Genomic DNA, 17509 nt, shown 5'->3' with positions numbered 1-17509 from the left:
CAGGAACGTTGCTTCTATCATCTCGAAGCGCCGGTCGAGCGCGTAACCGGATTCGACACGCCTTACCCCCACAGCCTTGAATGGGCCTATTTCCCCGGACCGGTGCGACTCGCCCGCGCGTTCGACAAGATCATGAAGGATTGAACTGATGGCCAAATTCACATTCAACCTGCCCGACATTGGCGAAGGCATTGCCGAGGCAGAGATCGTGGCGTGGCACGTCAAGGTTGGTGACCAGATTTCGGAAGACCAACCGCTGGCCGACATGATGACCGACAAGGCAACCGTCGAAATGGAAAGCCCTGTTGCAGGAATTGTGACGCGGGTTGCGGGCGAAGCGGGCGATGTCATCGCCATCGGATCGATGCTGGTCGAGATCGAAACCGCGACTTACGTCGATGACGTCAGTCATGTTTCCGAGGTAAAAGCTGAAGAACCGGCAGCGGTCGCTACGGTAGCGGAAGAAGTGCCACAGGCCCCTGAACCGGTGGCTGCACCTGTACAGCCTGTGGCGGAAAAGCCCGCAGAAGCTTTGGTTTCTGCGCAACGTGACGTTGTAACAGCTTCCCCTGCTGTCCGCGCCCGTGCGAAGGACTTGGGCGTGGATTTGACTGACGTCAAGACGGCAGGCGGACATGTCCGCCATGCCGATCTTGATGCCTATTTGAGCTATGGGTCAGGGCAGGGCTATCGCCCCCCGCACAGTTCCACGAAACGGGACGATAAGGTTATCAAGGTGATCGGCATGCGCCGCCGGATCGCCGACAATATGGCGGCATCCAAGCGCCATATCCCGCACTTTACCTATGTCGACGAGATTGACGTAACGGCGATCGAGGCCATGCGCGCGGACCTGAACGACAACCGCGGGACGAAGCCGAAGCTTACCCTTTTGCCGATGCTGATTGTCGCCATTTGCAAGACAATCCCGCAATTTCCGATGCTTAACGCCCGCTTTGACGACGAAGCCGGTGTTGTTACGCGGCATGGTTCGGTGCATCTGGGTATGGCAACGCAAACGCAGGCGGGCCTGATGGTGCCGGTCATTCGCGATGCCCAGGACATGAATATCTGGCAATTGGCGAGCGAAATCAGTCGCTTGGCAGATGCAGCGCGCAACGGCACGGCGAAAAGCGAGGAGCTATCCGGCTCCACTTTGACGATTACGTCGCTCGGCCCGCTGGGGGGTATCGCGACGACGCCCGTCATCAACCGTCCGGAAGTGGCCATTATCGGGCCAAACAAGATCGTTGAGCGGCCTATGTTCGTGGGTGACACTATCGAGGCCCGCAAGCTGATGAACCTGTCGATCAGCTGCGATCACCGGGTCGTCGACGGTTGGGATGCGGCGAGCTATGTGCAGGCGCTCAAGAAACTGATTGAAACGCCGGTGCTATTGTTCGCGGATTAAAAGTTAAGTCCCGCAAGACTATTTTGGTCAAACTTTAGCTTGAATGTTACAAATGGACCTGAACGGGTATAGCGGCTTTCTTCGAAGTCACGGTCTTCGAAGCCAACAATGTTATAGCCGATCGAAATGTTGCTATTGCTTATCGGGGCTACCGTAAGGACAGGGCCGACCGAATAGGCAATATTCTTGCCGCCGGTGCCAATGCGCACGGTCGCGGTGGCGCCGAAATCGGCAAGCGCACTGATGTCGAACTTTACGTCGGCACCAACCACATTGCTCCATCCTTCGACATCATCGGGTCCAAAGCGATCCGTGGTGTAACGTGTCCCCCAAAAGAAAGCATATTCACCGCGTTCAACAAATTGGCCGTCTTGCCCGTCAATCGGGGTATAATTGATCGAAAGGCTGTTGATGACGCGGCGTGATTTGGCATCGCCATCAATGTTCAGCGGAGTGCCGCCAATGGGTCCGGCCTCGCCTGCCACCGCGTTACGCACGGCGTCATAACGGAACTCGGTCTTGTTCAGGATCGCCCACTGGCTGTTGGCCGGACGATGTGCCCAGCTGATTTCAGCTTGGGCTGTCGTGGTCGCTGCGCCGCCAATTTCTTTGGCGCGGAACCAATTGAACGCTCCTCCGACGGCCCGTCCTTCCCCAATTTGGCGCAATATTGCCGTCGTCAATCCATAGCGGTTGGTGGTCTCGCCGTCGCGATATTCGGCGCGGCCCGTCCAGCTCCAACGATCACCACGATAAGTCGCACCACCAGTCACGGCGGTAAAGTCTTCGGTCAGGCTGTTTTCGCTTCCCAGAAAGCCTCCCGAAGCGACTGGCTGCAACGGATTTACAACATCGGCACGGCTAAACCCGCCCAGTGTCTTGTTTCCGTCCAGCGTCAGATCGGCCGACCATTTTTCGCTGATGCGGAAGGACTGCGCGAGTCCATAAGCGGCGAATGTACGTGGGCCGAATTCGGTTATTTGCTGCTGATTTGCGCTGGCAAGAATGCGTCCGCCTGCCCAGGGTGCAACATCAAAGCCGAAACGCGCCGTGCGTGCATTGATGTTTTCACCCTTGGCGATTTCATATCCGGCGACCAGCGCGACATCCGACTGTATCGCATAACGGGCGGATATGTTGTGCCGCGCAGGAAAGTCGATGCTTTCATCCTGGTCATTTAGGGCAAATTCGGTTTGGCCGGACAGTTCAAGTTTTCCATCCAACAGCCGTTGTGACGCACCCAGTTTCACCAATGTGGACTGGTTTTGGGTGCCGTCCGAAAGCTGGTCGTTGGCATGGGTCAAGCCCGCGCGCAGTGTCGTATCGCCATCGCGATATTCAAGTTCACCAATTGCAGCCCGGCGGCGCGCGTCATTACCAAAAAACTCTTCTTGATAGGCGAGTAGCGAAGCCGACAGTTTCTCTGTCAGGCGGACACGGCCGTCGATCCCGAATTTGCGCGTACCAATTTCGGATCGGTTAATCTGCCCAACACCAAATCCGGCCTGTTGCTCGCGGACATATGCGACAATGTCGAACATTTCGTCGTGATGTTCTGCCTCGATCATCCAGGCAATTGCGCCACCTGCTGCAGGCGCATTGGATTTTGCTTTACCGGAGGAACCTGCAAATTCAGCACGAATTTCGGTTCCAGCACCGGGACGATACACCAGGTCCGCGCCAACAAGGTCGGTTTTGGCGGTGTCATTTTCGTCATGTATGCCGGTGGCGGCAATTTGCAGCTTTTCATCGGCACTTTTCCAGCGGACGCGACCTCCTGTGTTGACGAAGCGTTTGCCAATGCCGTCGACTTCATATTCCGCAATGATGAATTGCGGATCAAGTCCGCTGCCGCGCGAGAGGATTGGTTGCCGGAAACGCAACGTGCCTGCGAGATAATCGATGTCATAATCAATGTGCCGAAATAGCGTCTTGCGCTCTATGATACGATCAGAGCGCAGGCGATCCCGTGTTTCCAGCGATATAAGTTCGCTGTTGGCGATGATGTCGCGAGCGGCGAGAGCGTAAGGACCGGAAAGACCGTTGCCCTGAATTTCTTCACGACGAAAACGGGTCGGCGTATCTGATCCAAAGGCGGTGGCTTGAACTGCATCGTTCCGAAACTCGGCTTTGACGCCGTTGAATGAACGTTGATAGCGGGCGAGTTCCGGTTCATCGATGCCGGTTTGATAATCTCCGAACAGCGCATAAAATTGCGGACGTTCCAGTTTTAGATATAGTCGGCGAACTGATGCTGCGTCATAACGCTGATCTGTGCGGTCTGCATATATGGTGTAATATCGGCGCGGATCGATAATACCGGCAAAACGGGTTTCGTCTTCTTTTTTGTCCGTGTCATAAGCCATTGTCATCAACCACTTGCCGCTGACACGGCCCTTGGCATATAGTGCAATCCGGCCATCCACATGAAGCGGGTCTTCATCGGTGACGTGTTGTTCCAAGCCTTCTTCAAGCTTGTTGAATCCAATAGTTCCAGCAGCGAAGCCGACGACTGTCCACGGACGATTGCCAGGGTCTAGCCAGGTTTCGACCCGCTGTTCGCGGCGTACTTCACCATCTATGAAATTGAAACCGATGGCGAGCGATCCCGACGCTGTCGTTGGTTCGAGTTCGATATAGGCAATTCCATCGTCGCCATGGACGCGCCAAACGGGTGCCGCGCGCTCCAGACCGGAAAGCTGCCGTGCTTGCTCGGCATCAACTTCAACCGCCGGACGATAGGGTTCGGAAACAGTGAAGTCACCAACCGAGCCATGTTGAATGGGTTTGCCGGTCCGATCGGTCAGCCGAATGGCGATGCGTGGGCGAGTGACCCCGTCGGCCAGCAAAACCGATTGCTCTTTCAGGAACTGCGCTTTCATCGGGGCAAGGGCGAAGTACACGTCGCGTTTGATCGTTTCGACGACATTTCCAGATGCGTCCTTGATAACAGCGGTCAGCATATTGGTGCCGTCATCAATTCCGACACCGCGCCACAAAGCGACTTGAACTTGTCCATCGGCGCTCTTTTTTGAACCATCGTAATTAAGGGGATCAACTTTTTTGCCGTTTGCCAGCAACTCGACGGTTTGACCCGCGCGGTATTTTACGGCGACACGGATCGATTTGACGCGCGGATTTTGGTCCGTTGCCGGGTACAGGAATCCGGTTCCAGCTTCTTGTCCGGCCAGCCAATCACGGTCGGCGCCCGCTGCTTCGGGGTCGCTCAAAACCGAAGGGAGAGGCAATGCTTTAATGCGGTTGTCGTCACGCGCTTTGGTTTCAACGGCCCGGAAATCGGCGCGCTTCAGGCTACCACCGCGTCCCTCAACGAACCGGGAAATTGCACTCCCGGCGCTGCGTGTGTTTTGTGCGCAATCGACAGGGGCCTGATTAAGCGGAAAGCTGCTGGGGTCGACCTGCACCACATGAATACCGGGAATAAGCCCTTCAAAATGGTATCGGCCGTCTGCATCGGTGACAGTGTACGTCCCATCTTGCAGCATAACGCGCACACCGGCGATGCCACTGGCTTGGCGGGGATCAATATCGCAGCCCCCTTCAGTAACGCGACCTACAAGAGTAAAGCGCTCGCTGATACCATCGCGGACAATGCGGACGGCAGCATCCACTCGCTCGCTTGCCGCCCCGCGATTATCGTTGGCAAACGCAAGGTTCACGGCATTACCGGGTTGGGCATCCTGTCGAATTTCGGCCAGATAGGTCAACAATCCAGCGCCACCTGCGGTCAGCGGAGGCAATGAAACGGCAAAGCTTTTGCCATCCGCTGTCACTGTTGGTGTTACGCTTTTTCCCTGATACCGAACACTATTCAACCGAAGCCGCATGGCGGGGGGCAATAGGTCGGTTATAGTGACGGGGCCGGTATTACGTAACGTGTCGCTATTACGCACTTCTATACGAAACTGCACGACGTCGCCCGGTGTTGCGGTAGCGGTCGAGGTGACTTTGCGGAGCGTGAGCGCGCCGCCTGGTTGATCGAGTGGAATGTCGATACGAACCGGGGCAGGGTCGGACAATGTGATGGTGCCGCCAAAGGAACCGGGCACTATTTCAAATTGTCCGCCATCGGGCCGTACCAGAGCGGCCAGCTCTGCAGGCGATGCAGCGGACGGTGCGGTAAAGGGAGCCGGCGGCGTCACGATCAGCCGGTAGCTCCCCTGGCGCAAAAACGGAAACCGGTAAAATCCTGTTGAAAAATCATAGACTTGACCGCCGCTGTCGGTAACGGTGGTGCCCGTCACGATTGTGCTGGGGAAAGCGGAAACTCCATCATCGCCGAACGCTTGTGCCGGGGCACCAGTTGCAGCATCCACAATCGTAATAGTTGTGCCGTCGACGGGTGCACCATTGCCGCTGTCGAACGTTAAGCCGAACGGATCGATCAAAATTTCGACATCGGCTTCGCCGAGGCGATTACCTGTTGATATATCGTCGAATTCTACTTTGATCATGTCGCCCGGATTGACGGAAAGGACGCAATCACCCTGCGTAGGTACGGGCGGGATCGCTCTGGTATTTATGAAACCGAGGAAACGGCCGCTATTGGTCGCCGATTCGGTTAGCGTTATGTGTTCCTGATCGCCGGCAACGGTCACAACGACAACTTCGAATGTATCTACCGCAGTACTGCTCAGGTTTTTTGCTGCCGCGTCCATTTGAATGACGAGCGGTTCGCCAGCCCGTATCGCGGTCGCTGGCACAAGACTGGCAGGCGTGGTGCTCAAGCCGGCATAGACACCTTCAAATCTGACGAAAGACGGGCCGCTGTTGCCAACGCAGATTGTGGACGGCAAATTAGCAGTGACAGCGCCTGTCGCATTCGAGAATCGGAACAAGGATAGTGATGCAACAGGGGCAGGAGGCGGTTCGACGGTGAATTGAACCGTATTTGATGTTCGAGATAGCTTTTGGGCCCCTACATCCCATTCTACTGTCGCGGTGTTGGTTATAATTTGCGGCGTCGTTTGCGCGAGCGCAGGTAAGCAGGCGACAGGAAGCATAAGTCCTGCCGCCAGCGCACCAGCACATCGATTAAAGATTTTGATAAAGGGTCCCATTTTTGAAAAGGGCGACGCGGACATAGTCGCACGCCGCCCCCTTTGTTTTCTTAGTTAATAGTCGCGCGGAAAATAAGCGCGCTGGAGTTGCCGCCAGCGATATTACTTAACGTGCCCGCTACCGTATTGGCCGGAGTGCCGAAGCTGCCAGCGTCAGCATCAGCTGTATCCGTAACTGTCGTTCCGGCAGCACATACCTGGCTTGCACCGGGGCTTGTGACAGTGCCATCAACGCGGATCGAACCCGGTACGAACGTCGTGTTGGTCGGTACAAGGTCGGAAATCGTGATGTTCGTTGCCGTTGCACCACCCGACGCGTTGGCGACCGAGATACAATATTCGACGACTGCACCCGGGATTGCCTTGAAGTTGCTCGCGCTTACGCCATCACTTAATATCGAGCTGGTCTTGAACACACTCAATACCGCTGCTTGGACAGTGTAATCGTCTTCCGCAATTTCGCTACCGTCACGCCCGGTGTCCGCGAAGATGGTTTCCACAGTGAGCGCACCGTTGACCGTCGCGTCGGTTGCCGCTGTGATCGCCGTGCCGTTGCTGTTCAACGCAGCAGCAGTTAGTGAAACACCTGCAACTTGACCGTTTGTGGCGGACAACGGAATGTCACCAACCACCAATATGGTCGTATTTGCATCGGCACCCAGATCATTGATCGTCAAAGTCGCCGTAGCCGCTGCATCGCAGCTATTGTCCGCGTTCGCATCGAGGCAAACCAGCAAATTGGTGACGTTGAATGCATCTGTACCACCATGCGCGGCCGTTCCGCCCACCAGTTGTGATGGTGTGATCGTGAAATCGAGCGTGTCGTTCGACGTGTTGGACAATATGAAAGTCGTGACCTGGCCATTCGCACCGGGATTTACCTGTGTGGTGCCGGTTGGCGTTTTTTCCGAAAGTGTAAAAATCACTTTACGGTCAACGACAAAATTGTCGGATGCCGACGCTTGCGTTTGTGCAACGCCGCCAACCTGAAAATTGACGCTTACATTGTTCGTGATGCCCGTGCCTTGCGCCGTACCCGCTGCAAATGCCGGTGCAGAGCACAGCATAACCAAAGATAGCGACGATGAGGCAACGAGCAGCTTAAGCTTACTGGACATAGCTTTTACTCCTGTTGCATTTTATTGATTGCGCCCACTCCGCCGCAATCGAGACGGTTTCGGATGTCATTTTACGACTCCCCGAAATATCAATTTGCCTTCCGCCCCAGCGGTCAGCGGTTGATTCAGATTCCATTTTATATGTGTGACATCGCTGCGTTGCGCCGCTCGGGTGGCGCCATCACTATTCGCAACGCGTAAATTGCCAAGGAATCCCCAGTTTTTTCCTCCGTCTATCGATACGACTTCCAACCCATCCGAAGTGCCATCAAAGGTCACAGCGGCCGGCAAGGGGTTGGTCACAACGAAATTGTTCGCTGTGGTTGCGCTGATATTCTTATACTTGACGACAAACACAAGATTGTCGCCCGGCGTCACCATCTTTGGCTTTTCTAGAACGACCGTTTTCGTCCCGTCGCCGCGCGCTACAATGCGTTCGACAAAAACATCACTGCTCAGCTGCAATGGTGTCGCGGCCAATGACATGGATGCGCTGGCCAAAATTGCGATAGCCGTAAAAGCCTGAATGATATATTTCATGGGATCAGCACCTTGAAAGTCACAGTTCTGGTTTGGCCTGCAGGCACATTGCCTGCGGCGACACTAATCCGAGTGCCGTTGAAATTGCCGGCGTCAGCATCGGCAGTATCGGTCAGGGCAATTGCCTCCAACGTCATGGACGCGGCTTGATATTGCGAACCGGCGGGAATGGGATCTGTAATCACCAAATTGTTGAGCACGCCTGACCCAGAAACGGTTGCGATCAGAGTATAAGTAACAACTGACCCAGGCACAGGTCGAGCGCCGCCGAACGGATCCAATATGGTTGCCGTTTTGTTGAGAGTTACGGATGTCGCTTGCACCGCCAGAAAGCCGTTGCCAGAACTTTGCGCCCCGGTCGAACCCACAACGGCATTGCCGCCACCTTGGCCCGCATTGGCAAAGCTGGTTCCCGGCGCACCTGTGCCGGTTACGGCAGCGGCCGCCAAGCTGACATTCGCGCGATTGGTGTCCACGACGCCAGCAGGCGTAGACGTGATAACAAATACCGTGATATTCTGGTCAGGCGCGATGACGGGATCATTCGCACCCGCCGTATAAATAACATCAACACCGGCATCGAAGACGCCATTGTTATTGGTGTCCAAAATGATCTGCTGCAACGTGGGATCAAAATCATCCCCGCCATTTGCAACATTGGCGGTTAACCTGAAGGCTTCGTTGCCATTTCCTGTATTGGAAACCCTGAAGCTTTGAACATTTGCCGTTTGGCCCGGTGACGTAATGATATCGCCGGGATCAATTGATGACACCGTGACGTCAAGAAGCTCGTCTACTTTAATGGTCACGGTATTGGATTGAATCGTAACGGGGCCGCCTGCGGTATCAAATGTAGCAGAGGCAACGTTTTGGATATCGGTGCCAGCTAACGTGCCCGCGGCAAGCGCAGCACCTGGCATTGAAAATAACGCAACCGTAATGGAAGCCAAAAGTGCCTTGCGGTAGCCACTCTGACGGATATTAGGGTGCGAACGAATATGATGTCTGGTCTTCATCCCGTACCTTATGCCGCAATAACGTCAAGAAACCGTTAATCCCAAGCACACCAATTAACCACCTTAACTATCTGATAAAAAAGATAAATACTTCACTGCAAACGGTAACAATTTGTAAAATATTAAAAAATATAACTTAAGATATAGCACGGGACGTCGTGACGTCAAACATCTAGTGTAAAGACCGTGACGCCAGCGACATTTGGTGGAAAAACTGCCCGATCGTTCAAAGCGTTTGCGTCGGAATTTTGACGCAGTTGCCCCGGCTATTGTTACAATTTTGAGAATAGCGACAAAGTGCGTTGACAGAATCTGTCCTCGCTTCTAGTGCGCCTCCACCGCAAGTTAGCGGGTGTAGCTCAGTTGGTTAGAGCGCCGGCCTGTCACGCCGGAGGTCGCGGGTTCGAGCCCCGTCACTCGCGCCACTCCTTGTAATTATTATATTACAGGTGGCGCTTTGAACGACCCTGTTTCAATCCAGATCAGCAAAGGCCGCAAGGGCGCGATCCATATCGTTCCTGCGATCAGATAGATGATGGCCTGCGCGAGAATATGCATTTGTCCGATATAGTCGGATGCACTCACAATCAGAACCGACCAAAGCAGAATGATCCCCAGAATGGCCAACATTCCAGCGGGTTTGCGCCATGATGGCGGAGTAAGGGGCTTGTTCATAGAGTAATCCAGGATTTTTCGGTGAGCACAGCGTCGAGCGGCACGTCCCAAGGGTCGTCGGGTAATGCGGTGCTATGTTGTATGGACCAGGCAAGGCCGACCGTAAAACTGTTTTCCAATAGGCTTAGGGCCCGGTCATAGTGCCCCGCGCCTTGCCCCAGTCGAATCAGCCGATCGTCAAACGACACCAGCGGCACCAATATAACATCGGGCTGGACCTGCTCGGCATTGGTATCCGGCTGCATCAGGCCGAACGGTCCGCCGATTAGGGGCTCGTCCGGCGACCAGCGCAAAAAACGCATTGGCGCGGCTTTGGACGTAACATGGGGCAGGGCAATCTGACATCCGGACATATGTGTTTGAGCCAACAATCGGGAAGGATCAGCTTCGGAGCCAATGGCGATATAGCCAGCCAATATCGTATCCGGCCCCAAATGTGCCTTCAAAAGGCCGGGCATATGAGAAAAGGCAAGTGATCTGTCGTTGTCGCTGAGGCGTTGGACAAAACCGTCCCGTATCTGTCGGAATTTGGCTCGCAGAGCATTTTTATCCAAAGCCATGTCCACAACATCAATGTCCCATCTAGGGGTTAGCGGAACCACAATGGGTCGTTTCCCGGAATATCCTCTGACGCCAAAACGTCAGGTGGGCGCCGTTTAGTCTGGACCACGGTCCAAACAGGGACAGCTCCCTTAGATAAATAATCGCCTCAGGGATGTTCTCATCAGTTCGTGCCGTGCAGTCCCGCCAAATTCTATATAGGACTTCGGTTTCTATTCCTCAAGCCTGTCGGCTAAAGTTTCAAGCCGGACGGCGAGTTTTTCAAGAGCGGCTAAAGCTTGATCGAAAGCAGGGTCATCGGCGGGTGGTGATTGAAGGGCGTTGCTTGCCGCATTGCCCTTGCTGTCATGCAATTTGTCCGCAAGCAGCAAGGCCGAAAAAAGGAGCAGCCGACTCTCATTTAATCCACCCGAAGAGCCACCTGCCTCGCGCGCCATTTCGTCGACCATATTGCCGAGTGTCTGTAGCCTTGGCTCTTCTCCGTCTTTGCACGTAACAATATACTCGCGACCTGCGATCAAAAGCCGGACATCAGCCATTAGCGCACGCCCCCAGCCAAGATTTGATCTATTTCGCCCAAAGCCAAAAGCGTTTCTGCCTTCAATCGTTCGTGCTTTTGAACCAACTCAGGATTAGGGGTCTCATTTGCCCGAGAGTTGGAAAGTTGTTCCAACCGCGAAAGAGCACGCTCAATCCTGCCGATAGTTATAATTAGTTGTTGCTGTGGCATGGTTTACTCTCGTTATTTCGAGCAATTTAGCAAATTAAATATATTTGGCAAATGCGCTTCCAAATGACACAGATTTGCGCTCCCTGCCGTGTCAGGCTACCCTTTGGCTTGACGCCTTCGACTTCGCTCCGCAAAGGGTGCCCACCGACGACTCGGAACCGACCGGCCAGCTAGATTCAAACCCGTATTCTTTGGGCAACCTGACAAAGAACGGGGTTGGTCGAATGGGTTCAGGTCGAAAAAGGGGAATGAGATAGATGACTGTCAACCAACGGCAGATGGCCAATGCAATTCGGGCGCTGGCTATGGATGCCATTCAGGCTGCCAATAGCGGGCATCCCGGTATGCCGATGGGCATGGCAGATGTTGCAACAGTTCTTTATTCCGACTTTCTGACATTCGATCCCGCCGACCCGAAATGGCCAGACCGCGACCGCTTTGTGCTGTCGGCAGGACATGGTTCGATGCTGGCCTACGCCACTTTGCACCTGACCGGTTATGCGCGGCCGACCATGGATAACATCCGCAATTTCCGCCAATTGCACAGCCCTTGCGCTGGCCACCCCGAAAATTTCGAGCTGGAAGGTGTGGAGGCCACGACCGGGCCCTTGGGGCAAGGTCTGGCGATGGCGGTGGGCATGGCCATTGCTGAGCGGCATTTGAATGCGGTTTTCGGTGACGAACTGGTGGATCATAAAACCTGGGTTGTTGCTGGTGACGGCTGCCTGATGGAAGGCATCAATCATGAGGCGATTGGTTTGGCCGGACATCTTGGCCTCGGTCGCTTGAATGTGTTGTGGGACGATAACCGGATCACCATTGACGGTGCGGTCGATCTGTCGTCGAGCGAAGATATCGCGGCCCGCTATGCCGCCACGGGATGGCATGTCGTGAAATGCGACGGACATGATTTTGACGATATCAAACGAGCGATGGCCGAAGCCGTCGCAGACCCGCGGCCGTCGCTGATCGCCTGCCACACGATCATTGGCTATGGCGCCCCCAATAAGCAAGGCAGTTCCAAGGTCCATGGATCTCCGTTGGGTGACGAGGAAATCGCCGCGACACGCCAGCAACTGGGCTGGGACAGCGCCCCGTTCGAAGTGCCTGACGACATTTTGTCGGCTTGGCGCGCATTGGGTGCCAAGGGTGCGTCGGTTAAGAGTGAATGGCAGGATCGTCTTTCAAATAGCTTGAAAAAAACAGAATTTACGCGCCGGATGACGGGCGACTTCGATTCAACAGCGGCGATGTCGGCCTATAAGGCGCAACTCGCGTTGGACCTGCCCAAGGCGGCAACGCGCAAGTCCTCGGAAATGGCCTTGGGTCCTTTGACCGAGGCATTTCCCGAACTTCTCGGCGGCTCGGCCGACTTGACAGGTTCCAATAATACCAAAACATCTTTCACCAAGCCTCTGAATAAAGACGATTATTCGGGCCGCTATATCTATTATGGCATCCGTGAATTCGGCATGGCGGCGGCGATGAACGGCATGGCCTTGCACGGCGGCGTCGTACCTTTTGGCGGCACGTTCATGATCTTCTCAGACTATGCCCGCCCCGCAATCCGCCTGTCGGCATTGCAAGGACTTCGAGTGGTTTACGTGCTCACCCATGACAGCATCGGGCAGGGCGAAGACGGCCCCACGCACCAACCGGTCGAACAGCTTCAGAGCCTGAGGATGATCCCGAACCTCGAGGTTTTCCGCCCCTGCGACGCCATCGAAGTGGCTGAATGCTGGCAGCTTGCGCTGGAACGCAAGGATGGGCCGTCTGTATTGGCGCTCTCGCGTCAGGATCTGGCGATGGTGCGCACGTCGGTCGACAGCAATTTGTCGGCCAAGGGCGCCTACCGCATCCAGACCGCCGGGACAGCGCGTAAGGTCATTTTGATTGCCACCGGATCGGAAGTGGCTCTGGCTACCGAAGTTGCGGCGCAACTGGAAGCCAAGGGTGTAGGCGCGGACGTCGTGTCCATGCCCAGCATGACGCGTTTTCTGGCGCAAGATGCCGCCTACCGCAACGATGTGCTGCCGGACGATGGCACGCTGCGTGTTTCGATCGAAGCCGGTACGACCTTTGGTTGGAGCGATATTACCGGTTCCAACGGTCTCCACATCGGCCTTGATCGCTTTGGCGCATCGGCCCCGGGCAAGGTTCTGATGGACCATTTTGGTTTCTCTGCCGACAAAATTACCCCTCAAATCATCGCCAAATTAGGCTGATAGGAGCATATATGACTGTCAAAGTAGCTATTAACGGATTTGGCCGCATCGGCCGTTTGGTTGCCCGTGCGATACTTGAGCGCGACGACCATGACCTGGAACTGGTCGCCATCAACGATCTGGCGCCGGCAAAGGCGAATGCCCTGCTTTTCAAGCGCGACAGCGTGCACGGCCCGTTCCCCGGCACTGTTGAGGCCGACGGCAATGACATCATCGTCAACGGCAAGCGCATCCATGTAACTGCCGAGCGCGACCCTGCAAATCTGCCGCACGCCGCCAATGGCGTCGATATTGCGCTGGAATGCACCGGATTCTTCACAGATCGTGCCAGTGCGGAAAAGCATCTGGCCGCGGGTGCCAAGCGCGTGCTGATTTCCGCACCGGGCAAGAATGTCGACAAAACCGTCGTTTTCGGGGTCAATCATGATGTCCTGACTGCCGCCGACATGATCGTTTCCAACGCAAGCTGCACCACCAACTGCCTTGCGCCACTCGCGAAAGTTCTGAACGACGCCATTGGTATTGAGCGTGGCCTGATGACCACAATCCACAGCTATACCAACGACCAGAAAATTCTTGACCAGATCCATGACGATATGCGCCGTGCCCGTTCTGCGGCTATGTCGATGATCCCCACCACCACCGGCGCTGCCCGTGCGGTGGGTGAGGTAATGCCTGAACTGAAGGGCAAGCTGGACGGTTCGGCAATTCGCGTGCCCACGCCCAATGTCAGCATCGTCGACCTGACCTTCACGCCAAAGCGTGAGACAACTAAGGAAGAAGTCAACCAATTGCTTAAGTCGGCCTCCGAAGGCGCGTTGAAGGGCGTTTTGGCTTATTCGGACGAGCCGCTGGTTTCGATCGATTACAACCATTGCCCGGCCAGCTCGACGATTGATAGCCTGGAAACATCGGTCATCGACGGCAAGTTGGTTCGCGTTTTGAGCTGGTATGACAATGAATGGGGCTTCTCCAACCGTATGGTGGACACAGCCGGCGTCATTGGCAAATTGCTGTAAGGGCTGAAACCATGGCATTTCGCACTTTGGACGATCTTGGGGATATCAAGGGCAAGCGCGCGCTGGTGCGTGTTGACTTGAACGTCCCCATGGCCGACGGCCGTGTCACCGATGACATGCGCCTGCGCGCCTTGTTGCCAACCGTATTGGAATTGAGCAACAAGGGCGCCAAGGTGCTGCTGCTGGCGCATTTTGGTCGTCCCAAGGGCGCAAAGCATAGCGAAATGTCGGTTTCGATGGTGCTCGATGCACTGCAGGAAGTTGTCGGGCGCGAAATCATGTTTGTGCCCGAAATCGCGGGTGATGTGGTGCGGCAATCGGTTGGTATTTTGGCCGATGGCGATATCGCGCTGCTAGAGAACACACGTTTTTGGCCAGGCGAGGAAAAGAACGATCCCGAACTCGCCAAGGCTGTTGCGGAAAATGGCGATTTCTATGTGAATGACGCGTTCTCTGCAGCCCACCGGGCGCATATGTCGACCGAAGGGCTAGCCCATATATTGCCCGCTTATGCCGGTCGCTCGATGGAGGCCGAACTCAAGGCGCTGGAAGCGGCGTTGGGGAATCCCGAACATCCCGTGGCCGCAGTTGTTGGCGGGGCGAAGGTTTCTACCAAGCTCGACGTACTCAACAATCTGGTGAAGCAAGTCGATCACCTGATCATCGGTGGCGGCATGGCCAACACTTTTTTGGCGGCGCGCGGTATCGATGTGGGCAAGTCGCTGTGCGAACATGACCTCGCGGACACGGCAAACGCCATTTTTGAAACTGCGGATGCATCGGGATGCACCGTCCATCTGCCTTATGACGTCGTGACGTCAGTCGAATTCCGCAGTAATCCGCCAATCCGTATCGTGAATGTGAATGAAGTTGCAGCCGATGAGATGATTTTGGATGTCGGTCCTGCCGCGGTTGAAGCGCTCGCCGATGTGTTGAAAACCTGTAGGACGCTGGTATGGAATGGCCCCTTGGGCGCGTTCGAGATTGAACCTTTTGATAAGGCAACCATAGCCTTGGCAAAGACTGCCGCCGCGCTGACCAAAGAAGGTTCGCTTATTTCGGTTGCCGGTGGCGGTGATACCGTCGCAGCCTTGGCGCATGCTGGAGCATCAGACGATTTCACTTTCATTTCCACCGCTGGTGGCGCGTTTCTCGAATGGATGGAAGGCAAACCCTTACCGGGTGTCGATGCGCTTCAAACGGATTAACCCCACGGGGCGCATTGCCCCGTTTTTTTTATTGTGCTCTTGCATACGTATGCAAACTGGAAAGATTAGGAATTGAGAATGCACGATCCCAAAATGTTCGACAAGATCGCCAATGGCGCCGGCTTTATCGCCGCGCTTGACCAGAGTGGTGGTTCGACCCCCAAGGCGTTGCGTGGCTATGGTATCAAAGAAGATGCCTACAGCAATGACGAGGAAATGTTCGGTCTGATCCACGACATGCGGACCCGCATCATCACATCGCCTAGCTTTGCCAATGGCAAGGTGATTGGCGCGATCCTGTTCGAACGTACCATGGACGGCACAGCAGAAGGCAAGCCGGTTCCGGAAGCCTTGTGGGAACGCGGCGTTGTTCCTTTCCTGAAAGTCGACAAGGGCCTGGAAGACGAAGCCGACGGCGTGCAGATGATGAAGCCGATGCCCGAACTCGACAGTTTGTTGGCTCGTGCAAGGAAAAAGGGCGTGTTCGGTACCAAGAAGCGTTCGGTTATCAATAGCGCGTCGCCCACGGGAATCGCGGCTATCGTGAAGCAGCAGTTTGAAGTTGCGGAACAGATTTTGGATCATGGCCTGATGCCGATCATCGAACCTGAAGTGAACATCAAAAGTGCGGACCGTGCGCAAAGCGACGCGATCCTGCGCGATGAAATCCTGAAGGCTCTCGACAATGTGTCGGGTGACCACAAAGTTATGCTGAAGCTGTCGATCCCGGCCGAAGCCGGACTGTTTGATCCGTTGGTACAGCATCCGCGCGTATTGCGTGTCGTTGCGCTGTCCGGCGGATTTGCCCGCCCTGAAGCATGCGTGGAATTGGCGAAGAACCAGGGCATCATAGCAAGCTTCTCGCGCGCGTTGCTGGAAGACCTGCGTCACCAGATGACCGACGCCGAATTCGACGCTTCGCTTGGCGGTGCGATTGACGAGATTGCTGCCGCTTCGGCGACCTGAGGTTGGAGAGGGGCTGGCGGTAGTGCGTAAGACATTTGCCGCCAGCCTAAACCCTCGCTAAAGGCGCGGCATGACCGACATTGGATGCCAGCTTTATCTCATTTCCCCGCTCGACGTTGGCGGGGCGTTTCCTGAAAAACTCGAACAGGCGTTGTCCGCCGGTCCCGTTGCGGCGTTCCAGTTTCGCGTTAAGGGCGTCGATCAGCATGATGCCGTCGCTCTTGCCGAACCATTGCGAGAAATTTGCGCACGGCATGACGTCGCATTCATTGTGAACGATAGCGTATCGCTTGCCAAAAGGCTTCATGCGGATGGTGTGCATCTGGGACAAGGTGATGGCGATGTGCGAGAGGCGCGTCAACAATTGGGCCGCGATGCCCAGATCGGTGTAACCTGCCACAACAGCCGCCATCTGGCGATGGAGGCGGCTGAGGCCGGGGCCGATTATGTCGCATTTGGCGCATTCTTCCCGACAAGCACGAAAGAGGTCGAACATATTGCCGATCTCGATACCGTACAAAAATGGACGCTGGTGACGGAGATTCCGTGCGTCGCCATCGGCGGAATTACACCGGACAATGCAACGCCGCTTGTTGAGGCTGGTGCCGATTTTCTGGCGGTGTCCGGCGCGGTCTGGAATCATCCCCAAGGTCCGGCCGAAGCGGTAAAAGCGTTTAACGCCCTGCTTGCCTAATTCCGCTACGCCCGTTAAAGGCCGCGTCCAACGGCACGCAGTGCGTGTCTGCTCTTTCCATTTGTTAGCGAGTTCGTCCCATGAAAATCAACGCGGTTGAAATCAAGCCGGGTAACATCCTTGAATATGAAAACGGCCTGTGGCGTGTGGTAAAGACTGCACATACCCAGCCGGGCAAGGGCGGAGCCTATATGCAGGTCGAACTGAAAAACCTGCGCGATGGTCGCAAGAACAACATTCGCTTCCGTTCCGCCGAAAGCGTGGA

At 55.4% G+C, this 17509-nt stretch carries 13 protein-coding genes, 1 tRNA gene, 1 other RNA gene and 2 pseudogenes; 9 read left to right on the top strand and 8 right to left on the bottom strand.

Features of this window, described 5'->3' with window-relative positions; all coding sequences use genetic code 11:
* Positions 1-144 (top strand): annotated as a pseudogene (locus ACKVOS_RS02915) (alpha-ketoacid dehydrogenase subunit beta); the annotation flags it as partial.
* A 4-nt stretch (positions 145-148) separates the two neighbouring features.
* Positions 149-1411, top strand: a complete 1263-nt coding sequence (locus tag ACKVOS_RS02910; RefSeq protein WP_409210520.1) for a dihydrolipoamide acetyltransferase family protein — start codon at positions 149-151, stop codon at positions 1409-1411.
* Here the strand turns inward: ACKVOS_RS02910 and ACKVOS_RS02905 are convergent.
* The 4 genes from ACKVOS_RS02905 to ACKVOS_RS02890 all read right to left on the bottom strand — a co-directional run bounded on the left by ACKVOS_RS02905 (position 1408) and on the right by ACKVOS_RS02890 (position 9166).
* Complete coding sequence (locus ACKVOS_RS02905; RefSeq protein ID WP_409210519.1) at positions 1408-6159, bottom strand: hypothetical protein; 4752 nt, start codon at positions 6157-6159, stop codon at positions 1408-1410. The two genes, ACKVOS_RS02910 and ACKVOS_RS02905, sit on opposite strands and share 4 nt — an antisense overlap.
* Before the next feature lie 383 nt (positions 6160-6542).
* Positions 6543-7610: a hypothetical protein gene (locus tag ACKVOS_RS02900; protein WP_409210518.1), complete on the bottom strand. Its 1068-nt coding sequence runs from the start codon at positions 7608-7610 to the stop codon at positions 6543-6545.
* A gap of 66 nt (positions 7611-7676) precedes the next feature.
* Positions 7677-8150 carry a hypothetical protein gene (locus ACKVOS_RS02895; RefSeq protein WP_409210517.1) on the bottom strand — a complete coding sequence of 158 codons (474 nt, stop codon included), beginning with the start codon at positions 8148-8150 and terminating at the stop codon, positions 7677-7679.
* The gene (locus ACKVOS_RS02890) at positions 8147-9166 is read right to left on the bottom strand and encodes a hypothetical protein (RefSeq protein WP_409210516.1); all 1020 of its coding nucleotides are present in this window, start codon (positions 9164-9166) and stop codon (positions 8147-8149) included. Before ACKVOS_RS02890 ends, ACKVOS_RS02895 begins: the two co-directional genes overlap by 4 nt.
* Before the next feature lie 348 nt (positions 9167-9514).
* Here ACKVOS_RS02890 and ACKVOS_RS02885 point away from each other — a divergent pair.
* Positions 9515-9591, top strand: a tRNA-Asp gene (locus tag ACKVOS_RS02885).
* Positions 9592-9604: 13 nt separating this feature from the next.
* Here the strand turns inward: ACKVOS_RS02885 and ACKVOS_RS02880 are convergent.
* From ACKVOS_RS02880 to ACKVOS_RS02865, 4 genes are all read right to left on the bottom strand, one after another.
* Positions 9605-9841, bottom strand: coding sequence for a DUF2842 domain-containing protein (locus tag ACKVOS_RS02880; RefSeq protein ID WP_409210515.1), 237 nt, complete (start codon positions 9839-9841; stop codon positions 9605-9607).
* A complete protein-coding gene (locus tag ACKVOS_RS02875; protein WP_409210514.1) occupies positions 9838-10401 on the bottom strand; it encodes a 5-formyltetrahydrofolate cyclo-ligase in 564 nt (187 codons plus the stop codon). The genes ACKVOS_RS02880 and ACKVOS_RS02875 overlap by 4 nt, the downstream gene beginning before the upstream one ends.
* A gap of 31 nt (positions 10402-10432) precedes the next feature.
* A non-coding RNA gene (gene ssrS, locus ACKVOS_RS02870) (6S RNA) lies at positions 10433-10589 on the bottom strand.
* Positions 10590-10614: 25 nt separating this feature from the next.
* Complete coding sequence (locus ACKVOS_RS02865) at positions 10615-10941, bottom strand: cell division protein ZapA (protein WP_409210513.1); 327 nt, start codon at positions 10939-10941, stop codon at positions 10615-10617.
* Positions 10942-11389: 448 nt separating this feature from the next.
* On the opposite strand from ACKVOS_RS02865, the gene tkt reads away from it, so the two are divergent.
* The 6 genes and pseudogenes from tkt to ACKVOS_RS02835 form a co-directional block, all read left to right on the top strand.
* Positions 11390-13357, top strand: a complete 1968-nt coding sequence (tkt, locus tag ACKVOS_RS02860) for a transketolase (protein ID WP_409210512.1) — start codon at positions 11390-11392, stop codon at positions 13355-13357.
* 11 nt (positions 13358-13368) lie between these two features.
* The gene (gap, locus tag ACKVOS_RS02855; protein ID WP_409210511.1) at positions 13369-14376 is read left to right on the top strand and encodes a type I glyceraldehyde-3-phosphate dehydrogenase; all 1008 of its coding nucleotides are present in this window, start codon (positions 13369-13371) and stop codon (positions 14374-14376) included.
* A gap of 11 nt (positions 14377-14387) precedes the next feature.
* Entirely contained in the window at positions 14388-15584 is a 1197-nt protein-coding gene (locus tag ACKVOS_RS02850) for a phosphoglycerate kinase (protein ID WP_409210510.1), read from the top strand.
* A 78-nt stretch (positions 15585-15662) separates the two neighbouring features.
* Positions 15663-16550, top strand: a complete 888-nt coding sequence (locus tag ACKVOS_RS02845) for a fructose bisphosphate aldolase (RefSeq protein ID WP_409210509.1) — start codon at positions 15663-15665, stop codon at positions 16548-16550.
* A gap of 70 nt (positions 16551-16620) precedes the next feature.
* Entirely contained in the window at positions 16621-17244 is a 624-nt protein-coding gene (gene thiE / locus ACKVOS_RS02840) for a thiamine phosphate synthase (RefSeq protein WP_409210508.1), read from the top strand.
* Positions 17245-17324: 80 nt separating this feature from the next.
* Positions 17325-17509, top strand: a pseudogene (locus tag ACKVOS_RS02835) (elongation factor P); the annotation flags it as partial.

This window comes from Sphingorhabdus sp. (assembly GCF_046154385.1).
Lineage (GTDB): Bacteria > Pseudomonadota > Alphaproteobacteria > Sphingomonadales > Sphingomonadaceae > Sphingorhabdus_B.
This window is presented reverse-complemented; position numbering and strand designations above follow the sequence as displayed.